Origin of the sequence: Lentzea sp. (assembly GCF_035525475.1) — a bacterium.
Classification (GTDB): Bacteria; Actinomycetota; Actinomycetes; order Mycobacteriales; family Pseudonocardiaceae; genus Lentzea.
In genome coordinates this window covers 1-9,585 of record NZ_DATLEC010000245.1, presented here as the reverse complement: position 1 = coordinate 9,585, position 9,585 = coordinate 1, and the positions used below count along the sequence as shown (strand labels likewise).

Genomic DNA, 9,585 nt, shown 5'->3' with positions numbered 1-9,585 from the left:
TGTCCACCGACCGGTTGACAGCCGGGGTCACCGATGTGGTCGTCCCGCGCGACGGGGTCGAAACCGCAGGATTCACCCCATGAACGCGATTCGAGTGAGGGGCCTGACGAAGGCCTACAAGGGCCACCAGGCGGTGGCAGGGGTGGACCTCGACGTCGCTCGCGGCGAGGTGTTCGCCGTCCTCGGCCCGAACGGGGCCGGCAAGACCACGAGCGTCGAGATCCTGGAGGGGCACCGGGACCGCGACGGGGGCGAGGTCAGCGTGCTGGGGGTGGACCCTGCCAAGGGCGGCAGGCAGTGGCGCTCGAAGCTCGGCATCGTCCTGCAGAGCGCGACGGACGCCGCGACGCTGACGGTGCGCGAAGCCGTCCAGCACTACGCGAAGTACTACGGCGACCCGCGTGACCCGGAAGAGGTCATCGGCCTCGTCGGGCTCACCGCGAAGGCGAAGTCCCGCGTCGGCACGTTGTCCGGTGGGCAGCGGCGGCGGCTCGACGTGGCGCTCGGCATCATCGGGCGGCCCGAGCTCATGTTCCTCGACGAGCCGACGACGGGGTTCGACCCCGAGGCGCGCCGCCAGTTCTGGGGGCTCATCAAGCTGCTGGCGGCCGAGGGCACCACGATCCTGCTGACCACGCACTACCTCGACGAGGCCGAGGCGCTCGCCGACCGCGTGGCCGTGCTCGCCGGGGGGCGGATCGTGGCCGAGGGCACGCCGCAGACGCTCGGTGGGCGCGCGCACGCCGACGCCACGGTCCGGTGGATGTCCGACCGCGGCTACACCGAGATCCGGACCTCCGAGCCCACCAAGACCATCGCCGAGCTGTCCCGCCACGGCGAGCTGGCCGAGCTCACCGTCACCCGTCCGTCGCTGGAAGACGTCTACCTGGAGCTGATCAAATGACCACCGCGGTGGCTCTGCCCGGAACCCTGTCGCTCGGTCTCTCGAGGGGTGCGACCGAGCTGCGGGAGTTCTTCCGGCAGAAGGAAAACCTCATCTTCACGGTGTCGCTGCCCGCGATCCTGATGCTGCTGCTCGGCACCGTCTACGTGCACGAGGCCGCGCAGGGCCAGATGTTCGCGGCCAGCATGATCGGCGCCGGCATCATCTCGACGTCGTTCGTCGGACTCGGCATGAGCGTGGTGGCCGACCGCGAGGACGGCACGCTCAAGCGCCTGCGCGGCACGCCGATGCCGTTCACGTCCTACTTCATCGGCAAGATCATCCTGGTCTTCGTGTCGAGCCTGTTCGAGGCCGTGCTGCTGATGGTCGTCGCGATGCTGCGGTTCGACGTCGCGCTGCCGTCGACCGCCGCGAAGTGGTTCACGTTCGGCTGGGTGTTCGTGCTCGGCGTCATCTCGTGCTCGTTGATCGGTGTCGCGCTCAGCTCGATCGCCAGGTCCACCCGGAACGCGGCGGGCGTGCTGAACCTGCCGTACATCGTGTTGCAGTTCCTCTCGGGTGTCTTCATCAGCCAGGCGGCGCTGCCGGAGTCCCTGCGCGTGACGGGTTCGCTCTTCCCGCTCAAGTGGGTGTGTCAGGGTTTCCGCTCGGTGTTCGCACTGGACGACGGCTACGCGGTCATGGAGGCGGCGGGATCATGGGAGCTCGGCAGGATCGCGCTGGTGCTGGGCGCGTGGACGATCGTGGGCCTGGCACTCGTCAGCAGGACGTTCAGGTGGAGCAACACCAGCAACTGACGACCTGGTACGTGCTCTTCGGGCTCACCCAGGTCACCACGATCGCGCTGGTCCTGCTGGACGCCAACCCCCTCGCCGACCGGGTGTCGGCGGCGGGGTTGCTCGTCCTGAACGGCGTGTGGTTCCTCGCGTTCGGCAACAGGCTGATCAGGGGCGGGACCGAGGACTGGCACGGCTTCGTCTACGCGGCCGGGTCGCTGGCCCTGTGGGCCCCCGCGGTCTGGCTGACCGGCAACGCCACGTTCGCGCTGTTCGGCCTGGTGCCGCAGATCTACATGGTGCTGCCCGTCGGGTGGGCGTTCGGGCCGATGGTGGTCTTCGTGTTCACCCCGCAGATCCTCACCTGGCTCGCCGGCGCCGATCCCGCGCTGCCGTGGCCGGCGGCGCTGCTGATCGTGGGCTTCTCCCAGGCGTTCGGCTGGGCGGTGAGCCGGATCGCGCAGCAGAACAAGCAACGCGGTGAGCTGCTGGAACGCATCGAGGCGCTGACCATCGAGGCCGAACGGGCCCGGTGGTCGGCGGAGATCCACGACACGCTGGCGCAGGGCTTCACGTCGATCATCACGCTGCTGCAGGCCGCGCAGCCGGACGTCGACCTGGCGTTGCGGACGGCACGCGAGAACCTCCGCGAGGCACGGGCCCTGGTCGCCTCCACCGCACCGTCCCCTTTGGACGGTTCCTCGCTGGAGGACGCGCTGCGGCGGCTGGTGTCCGGGGCCTCGCTGCCGTCGACGTTCCGGGTGATCGGCGACGCCGTGCCGCTGGCCACCTCGGTCGACGTGGTGCTGTTGAGGACCGCTCAAGAGGCGCTCAACAACGTGACGAGACATTCAGGGGCGTCACGGGTGGACGTGGTGATGCGGTTCGACTCCGACGGGGTGTCGCTGGAGGTGCGCGACGACGGACGCGGGTTCGGCGACGCGCCCGAGGGCTTCGGCCTGCGGGGCATGCGCGCGAGGCTGGAACAGGTGGGTGGCACGCTGTCCCTGTCCAACGACGAGGGTGCGTCGGTGCTGGTGGAGGTGCCGCTGTGATCAGGATCCTGCTGGTGGACGACCACCCGGTGGTGCGCCAGGGCCTGCGCGGGATGCTCGTCGCCGAGGACCTGGAGGTCGTCGGCGACGCGGGATCGGGTCAGGAGGCGGTGGAGAAGGCCGCCCTGCTGAAGCCGGACGTCGTCCTGATGGACCTGCGCATGCCCGAGATGGACGGCGTGGCCGCGACCGCGAAGATCGCCGGAACCGGCCCGCGGGTGCTGGTGCTGACGACGTACGAGACCGATTCGGACATTCTCCGCGCGGTCGAGGCGGGCGCGTCCGGCTACCTGCTGAAGGACTCGACGACCGAGGACCTGATCGCGGCGATCCGCGCGGCGTCGCGCGGCGAGACGGTGCTGGCGCCGTCGATGGTCGCGAAGGTCGTCGGGCAGGTCCGCACACCACCGCTGTCCGCACGGGAGGCGGAGGTGTTGCGCCTGGTCGCGAAGGGTCTGTCGAACGGCGAGATCGGACGGGCGCTGTTCATCTCGGAGGCGACCGTGAAAACCCACCTGCTGCGGGTGTTCAACAAGCTGGGCGTCTCCGACCGCACCGCGGCGGTCACCACCGCGCTCGGCCGGGGGATGCTGCAGTGACCCAGGACACCCGCCTGACATCTCCCGGCCACCCGCCTGCAACACTGTGAACTCCGGCAACGGCGCCGGTCACAGGTCCCTGAAGCTCGTCAATCGCCCCGGAGGCGTGACCACATGACCCAGACCGCCGATCCGACCTCGTTGGTGCTTCCCGCCGAGCTCAAGCCGTCCGACGGCCGCTTCGGCTGTGGACCGTCCAAGGTGCGTCCCGAGGCCGTGCAGGCCCTCGCGTCCGAGGGTGCCGCGCTGCTCGGCACGTCTCACCGGCAGAAGCCCGTCAAGAACCTCGTCGGCCGCGTCCGCTCCGGACTGCGCGAGCTCTTCGGGCTCCCCGACGGCTACGAGGTCGTGCTCGGCAACGGCGGCACCACGGCGTTCTGGGACGCGGCGTCGTTCGGGCTGGTCCGCGAGACCGCGCAGCACTTCACCAACGGCGAGTTCTCCTCGAAGTTCGCGAAGGTCACGCAGACCGCGCCGTTCCTGAAGGACTCCCTGGTCACCAAGGCCGAGCCGGGCACCGCGCCCGAGCTCTTCTACGCCGAGGGCGCCGACCTGGTCGGCTGGGCGCAGAACGAGACCTCGACCGGTGTCGCGATGCCCGTGACCCGCATCGAGGGCTCCGGTGACGCGCTGATCGCGATCGACGCCACGTCCGGCGCCGGCGGTCTGCCGGTCAAGGCCGAGAACTTCGACGTCTACTACTTCGCGCCGCAGAAGTCGTTCGCCTCGGACGGCGGCCTGTGGCTCGCGCTGATGTCGCCGGCCGCGCTCGCCCGCGTCGAGGAGCTCAAGGACCGCTGGGTGCCGGAGTTCCTGTCGCTGCCGACCGCGATCGACAACTCCACCAAGGACCAGACGTACAACACGCCGTCGGTCGCCACGCTCTTCCTGCTGGCGCACCAGATCGACTGGATCAACGGCAACGGCGGCCTCGACTGGGCCGTCGCGCGCACCAAGGACTCGAGCGACCGCCTGTACACCTGGGCCGAGAAGACCGCGTACACCACGCCGTACGTCGAGAAGGCCGCCGACCGCTCGCAGGTCGTCGGCACGATCAACTTCAGCGACGACGTGGACGCGGCCGTGGTCGCGAAGGTGTTGCGCGCCAACGGCATCGTGGACGTCGAGCCGTACCGCAAGCTCGGCAAGAACCAGCTCCGCGTCGCGATGTTCCCGGCCATCGAGCCGGACGACGTCACGATCCTGACGCAGGCGGTCGACTGGGTCGTCGGCCAGCTCTGACCTCCGGCAGCAGCAACCTGGGGCGCACCGCGGAACTTCTCGGTGCGCCCCAGGGCTTTCTCAGGCGAGTGCTTCCGTGGGCGACTGACGCGCCGCCCGCACCGCCGGGTAGACACCGGCGACGGCGCCGATGAGGATCGCCGACCCCACTCCCCCGAGGAGGGCCGGCCACGGCAGCGCCGCGGGCCACTGCTGGCTGATCGAGTACCCCGCCGTGACCGCGATTCCGACGATCACACCGACCAGTCCGCCGAGGCCGGACAGCAGCACCGACTCGGTGAGGAACTGCCACCGGATCTGCCGCCGGGTCGCCCCGAGCGCCCGCCGCAGACCGATCTCCCTGCGCCGTTCCAGCACCGAGATCACCATCGTGTTCGCCACGCCGACACCACCCACCAGCAACGCGACCCCGCCCAAACCGAGGAACAACGCGTTGTAGGAGCTCTCCGCCAGCTGCTGCGCCTCCAGCGCATCGGACGGCCTGGACACCTTGACCTCGTTGGACTTCTGCGGGTTCAACGTCGGCCCGAGCAGGTTGCGGACGTTCTCGACCTGGTCCTCGCTGGTGCGCACGTAGACGGTGTTCGCGTTCCCCTCGAACCCGAACGCCTCCTTCGCCGCCTCCCACCCGACCAGCGCGGACCGGTCGATCTCCGGCGACAGCGGCAACGGCCCGAGGATGCCGACCACGGTGAACCACTGGCCGTCGATCCACAGCTGCGCACCGGGCCCGTCCACGCCCAGCCGCGACGCCGCGGTCCCCCCGAGCACCACGGACTTCTCGCCGGGCGACAGCCAGCGACCGGCGCGGACCTCGGCCTTCAGCACCTTCAGCAGGTCCTGCTCCGCCGCCTGCACCTGCAGGCCGAGCGTGTCGCTCGACGGCACGAGGTCGTTCTTGCGGACGCTCGCGCTGATCTTGCCCGTGGCGCTGGCGGACGACACGGCACCGATCCGCTTGGCCATCGGCACCGCGGTCTCGGGCAGCTTGGCGTCCGCGCCGAAGAAGTCCTGGCCGGGCGCGGCGGTCAGGAGGTTGGTGCCCAGCCTGGACATCTTGTCCTTGAGCGCCGCCGCGCTGGAGGCCGGGATGCCGACGACCGCCACCACCGCGGCGATGCCGATCGCGATGCCCAGCGCGGAGAGAACGGCTCGGATGGGGCGGGTCCGCATGCCGAAGAACCCGAGCCTGAGGAGGTCGATCACGACAGCCTCCTTCCAGGAGCCTGTCGCGCATCTTCGGACGTGTCCGTCTGGCGTGGAACAGGACGCTGGACGAACGGACTCGCCGTTACCGCGATGAAAACAGGCGTACGTCGTTTCGAGAGAACGGTGTTCAGGTCACCGACCCAGGGCACCTCGCGAGAAGACCGCGGGGCCACGCCCGCCATCAGTGCCGATCGGCCCGGCACTGGACGTGCCCGGCCTGCCGCACCCGGCACGACCGGGACCTCAACGCGGCGAAGAACATCCTTGCGGCTGGTCGAGCCGTAGCCCGGGAAGCTCCGGGCGATGCCTGCGGAGCTGATGTCAGACGGCAAGGGTCCTCCTTTCCGCGATCGGCCTTGAAACAGGAACCCGACGCCGTGAGGCTCGGTGCATGATCGAAGTCACACGATCACCCCGTCGCGGACCTCGACGCGGCGCGGCGCCCACGCCGCGATGTCCCGGTCGTGCGTGATCATCACGATCGTCGTGCCGTCGGAGTTGAGGCTTTCCAACAGCTCCAGCACGCCCGCGCCGTTCTTCGTGTCCAGGTTCCCCGTCGGCTCGTCGGCCAGCAGGATTCCCGGCGTGTTCACCACGGCACGTGCGATCGCGACCCGCTGGCGTTCGCCGCCGGACAGTTCGTGCGGCTTGTGCAGTGCGCGGTGGATCAGGCCGACCCTGTCCAGAGCGGACATCGCCATCGAACGGCGCTTCGAGCGCGGCACGCCGGCGTAGACGAGGCCGGAGGCCACGTTCTCGATCGCCGACAGGCCGTCGGTGAGGAAGAACTGCTGGAAGACGAAGCCGATCGTGCGGGCTCGCAGTGCCGACAAAGCGTTGTCCGACAACGACGACACGTCGTGGCCGTCGATCTCGACCTTGCCGGTGGTCGGCTTGTCGAGCGTGCCCATCAGGTGCAGCAGCGTCGACTTCCCCGAGCCGGACGGGCCCACGATCGCGAGCATCTCCCCGCCCCCGACGGTCAGGGACACGTCGCGCAGCGCCTGCACGCCGCCGGGGTACGTGCGGCTCGCGTGGTCGACGGTGATCACTCGGTGGTCACCACCTTCATGCCCTCGCGCAGGCCTTCTCCCTGCACCTCGACCTGGCCCTTGGCGAAGATGCCGACGGTGACCGGGATGGTCCTGCCGTCGTCGGTGACCAGGCCGTAGCCGCCCTCGTTCAACGCGAGCAGGGCGCCGATCGGCACCGCGAGGACGTTCTGCTTCTTCGAGACCGTGAACAGCGCGGTGACGCTGCCGGTGTCGACGCCCTCGGCGGCCTTGGGGTCGTCGACGGAGATCGTCAGCACGATCTTCGGCTTCTGGCCCTGGTTCGGGTCGCCCGCGGTGCGGGTGATGCCGGTGATGGTGCCGGTGGCGGGCTTGCCGCCGGAGATCGACAGCTCGACCTTCTCGCCCTGCTTGGCGAGGCGCTGCTTGGACTGCTCCAGCTCGACGGTCACCGCGCGTTCGGTGCCGGTGACCTTCATCAGGTCGCCGCCGGCGGGTGCGCCGAGCTGGGCGGTGAGCGACGACACGCGCACCGCTCCCGGCTGGACGACCACGTCGCCGGTGCCGAGCTTTCCGGTCTGCTCCAGGCCGTTGGCCTTCTGCCACTTCTTCAGCGCGGTGGCCGTGTAGTAGGTGAACCTGTCGTCGGGGGCGCCGAAGTCCCCGAACCCCAGTGCGGCGAGGTTCTCCTCCACCACCTTGACGTCCGGGCCGTTCGACATGCCCTGCCCGAGGTCGCGGTAGAGCGGCATCTGGCCGTAGAACAGCGGCACCGGCCCGGCGTCCGCGTAGTACACCGGTTTGCCCTGGTCGATGACGGCGCCCTGAGCCGGCAGCCCGGTGATCGTGCCGCCTTTGCGGCCGGTCAGGCCTCGTTCGGCACCGAAGCCGAGCTGGCCGGTCACCGACTGCTGGTCGGCCAGGTTCGTCTTCTTCACCTGTGCCGTCTTCGACGGGTCGTTCTTCAGCGGTGCGGCGCCGGCCTGGTTGGACGCGACCCTCGTGAGGACCACGGCCCCGCCGGTGCCGAGCACCACGGCGGCGACGAGCGCGGCGATGAGGAGCTTCCTGTTCACGCGGCGCTTCATCCGGCGGGCCTCACAGCGACCATGCCGCCGTCACCCATGCCGCAGTCCTTCATGTCCTGCTTGACCTTGTCGTCCTCCATGTCGGGCAGTTCCTGGGCCTCGGAGGGGCCGCCGCCGTCGAACTCCGGGTCGGGCCAGTTGTAGCCCCTGTCGCGCATGCACTTCGCCTGCCGGCGCATCTTGTCCTGCTCCTCCGGCGACGGCGGCTTGAACTCGCCGCCGTTGGGCAGGTGCTGCTTGCACGCCTCGTGGGCGGCGTTCATCTTCTCCATGTCGGGAGCCGCGTCGGCGGGCATGGCCTGGATCATCACGCCGCCGTTCTCGTCCTGCTTCGGGTCCGGCATGTCGATGCCGTTCTCCCGCATGCACTTGGCGAACTGGACCATGTCGCCCTTCTCGTCCTTCTTCGCGTCGGCGGGCTGGTCCTTCGACCCGCAGGCGGTGAGCGCCAGGAGCAGGCCCAGCAACACTGCGATGGTGGGTTTCATGGCGACAGGTCTACGGAGGTGGCCATTCGACGCCGTTAAGCGAAAGTCCTTATCGGGCGCTTATGCCCCGTTCGCGGAAGATGGCGTCATGCGTGTGCTGGTGGTCGAGGACGAACAGCTGCTCGCGGACACGATCGCCGAGGGGCTTCGCAGGTTCTCGATGGCGGTGGACGTCTGCTACGACGGCGAGGCGGCGATGGAACGCGTCGGTGTGCACGCGTACGACGTCGTGGTGCTCGACCGCGACCTGCCGTTCGTGCACGGCGACGACGTGTGCAAGGCGGTCCAGGCGTCGGGCGGCGAGGCGCGGGTGCTGATGCTGACGGCGGCGGCCGAGGTGGACGACCGGGTGGCGGGCCTCGGGCTCGGCGCCGACGACTACCTGACCAAGCCGTTCGCGTTCGCCGAGCTGGTGGCGCGGGTGCAGGCGCTGGGCCGCCGGTCCCGTCCCGCGTTGCCGCCGGTCCTCGAACGCGCGGGCGTGACGCTGGACCTGCCGCGGCACCAGGCGACGCGCGGCGGCAGGTTCCTGCCGCTCTCGCCCAAGGAGTTCGCGGTGCTGGAGGTGCTGATGCGGGCGGAGGGCACCGTCGTGAGCGCGGAGGAGCTGCTGGAGAAGGCCTGGGACGAGCACGCCGACCCGTTCACCAACGCCGTGCGGGTGGCGGTGATGACGCTGCGCCGCAAGCTGGGCGCGCCGCAGGTCATCGAGACCGTGCCCGGCGCCGGCTACAGGTTCGGCTCATGACGCTGCGGACCAGGCTGACGGCCTGGTACGCCGGGGTGTTCCTGATCGCGGGCGTCGCGCTGATCGGGCTCAACTACTGGCTGCTCGCCGAGTGGATGCCGCTCAAGGGCATCGCGGTCGCCCAGGCCATCCCGGCCGACGTGACGACGTACCGGGACTACGCGACGATCGAGGCCGCGGAGCTGCCCGCCGACACCCTCGTGGTCAGAGGCGCCGACTTCGCGGCGGACACGATGAACACGGTCCTGTGGCAGTCGATCATCGCGCTGCTGGTGGCAGCGGTGCTCGCCGTCTGGCTCGGCTGGGTCGTGGCGGGACGGGTGCTGGCGCCGCTGCACTCGATCACCACGACCGCGCACCGGCTGGAGGCGGAACGCCTGGACCAGCGCATCGAGCTGGACGGGCCGCCGGACGAGCTCAAGGAGCTCGCGGACACCTTCGACGGCATGCTCGACCGGCTCGC

The 9,585-nt window shown here is 69.8% G+C and carries 12 protein-coding genes; 8 read left to right on the top strand and 4 right to left on the bottom strand.

Going from position 1 to position 9,585, the window contains the following annotated elements:
* Positions 1 to 79: 79 nt before the first annotated feature.
* The 5 genes from VM306_RS36950 (at position 80) to serC (ending at position 4,576) form a co-directional block, all read left to right on the top strand.
* Positions 80 to 904: an ABC transporter ATP-binding protein gene (locus tag VM306_RS36950; RefSeq protein WP_325523369.1), complete on the top strand. Its 825-nt coding sequence runs from the start codon at positions 80 to 82 to the stop codon at positions 902 to 904.
* Positions 901 to 1,701, top strand: a complete 801-nt coding sequence (locus VM306_RS36945) for an ABC transporter permease (RefSeq protein ID WP_325523367.1) — start codon at positions 901 to 903, stop codon at positions 1,699 to 1,701. Before VM306_RS36950 ends, VM306_RS36945 begins: the two co-directional genes overlap by 4 nt.
* Positions 1,680 to 2,735, top strand: coding sequence for a sensor histidine kinase (locus VM306_RS36940; RefSeq protein ID WP_325523365.1), 1,056 nt, complete (start codon positions 1,680 to 1,682; stop codon positions 2,733 to 2,735). Before VM306_RS36945 ends, VM306_RS36940 begins: the two co-directional genes overlap by 22 nt.
* The gene (locus VM306_RS36935; RefSeq protein ID WP_325523363.1) at positions 2,732 to 3,334 is read left to right on the top strand and encodes a response regulator transcription factor; all 603 of its coding nucleotides are present in this window, start codon (positions 2,732 to 2,734) and stop codon (positions 3,332 to 3,334) included. Before VM306_RS36940 ends, VM306_RS36935 begins: the two co-directional genes overlap by 4 nt.
* A gap of 114 nt (positions 3,335 to 3,448) precedes the next feature.
* A complete protein-coding gene (gene serC / locus VM306_RS36930) occupies positions 3,449 to 4,576 on the top strand; it encodes a phosphoserine transaminase (protein ID WP_325523361.1) in 1,128 nt (375 codons plus the stop codon).
* Between the two features lie 60 nt (positions 4,577 to 4,636).
* Here serC and VM306_RS36925 read toward each other — a convergent pair whose 3' ends face one another.
* Positions 4,637 to 5,749, bottom strand: a complete 1,113-nt coding sequence (locus VM306_RS36925) for an ABC transporter permease (protein WP_325523373.1) — start codon at positions 5,747 to 5,749, stop codon at positions 4,637 to 4,639.
* A gap of 53 nt (positions 5,750 to 5,802) precedes the next feature.
* Between VM306_RS36925 and VM306_RS36920 the strand changes: the two genes are divergently transcribed.
* The gene (locus tag VM306_RS36920; protein WP_325523371.1) at positions 5,803 to 6,180 is read left to right on the top strand and encodes a zinc ribbon domain-containing protein; all 378 of its coding nucleotides are present in this window, start codon (positions 5,803 to 5,805) and stop codon (positions 6,178 to 6,180) included.
* Between the two features lie 6 nt (positions 6,181 to 6,186).
* Here VM306_RS36920 and VM306_RS36915 read toward each other — a convergent pair whose 3' ends face one another.
* From VM306_RS36915 to VM306_RS36905, 3 genes are read right to left on the bottom strand one after another with little or no spacing between them, the layout of a single operon-like run.
* The gene (locus VM306_RS36915) at positions 6,187 to 6,837 is read right to left on the bottom strand and encodes an ABC transporter ATP-binding protein (protein ID WP_325523359.1); all 651 of its coding nucleotides are present in this window, start codon (positions 6,835 to 6,837) and stop codon (positions 6,187 to 6,189) included.
* Positions 6,834 to 7,874, bottom strand: coding sequence for a peptidoglycan-binding domain-containing protein (locus VM306_RS36910; protein WP_325523357.1), 1,041 nt, complete (start codon positions 7,872 to 7,874; stop codon positions 6,834 to 6,836). Before VM306_RS36910 ends, VM306_RS36915 begins: the two co-directional genes overlap by 4 nt.
* A gap of 8 nt (positions 7,875 to 7,882) precedes the next feature.
* Positions 7,883 to 8,374: a hypothetical protein gene (locus VM306_RS36905; protein ID WP_325523355.1), complete on the bottom strand. Its 492-nt coding sequence runs from the start codon at positions 8,372 to 8,374 to the stop codon at positions 7,883 to 7,885.
* Between the two features lie 88 nt (positions 8,375 to 8,462).
* On the opposite strand from VM306_RS36905, the gene VM306_RS36900 reads away from it, so the two are divergent.
* The gene (locus tag VM306_RS36900) at positions 8,463 to 9,122 is read left to right on the top strand and encodes a response regulator transcription factor (RefSeq protein WP_325523353.1); all 660 of its coding nucleotides are present in this window, start codon (positions 8,463 to 8,465) and stop codon (positions 9,120 to 9,122) included.
* The coding region (locus VM306_RS36895; protein ID WP_325523351.1) for a HAMP domain-containing protein at positions 9,119 to 9,585 on the top strand (467 nt) is incomplete at its 3' end. The genes VM306_RS36900 and VM306_RS36895, both read left to right, overlap by 4 nt.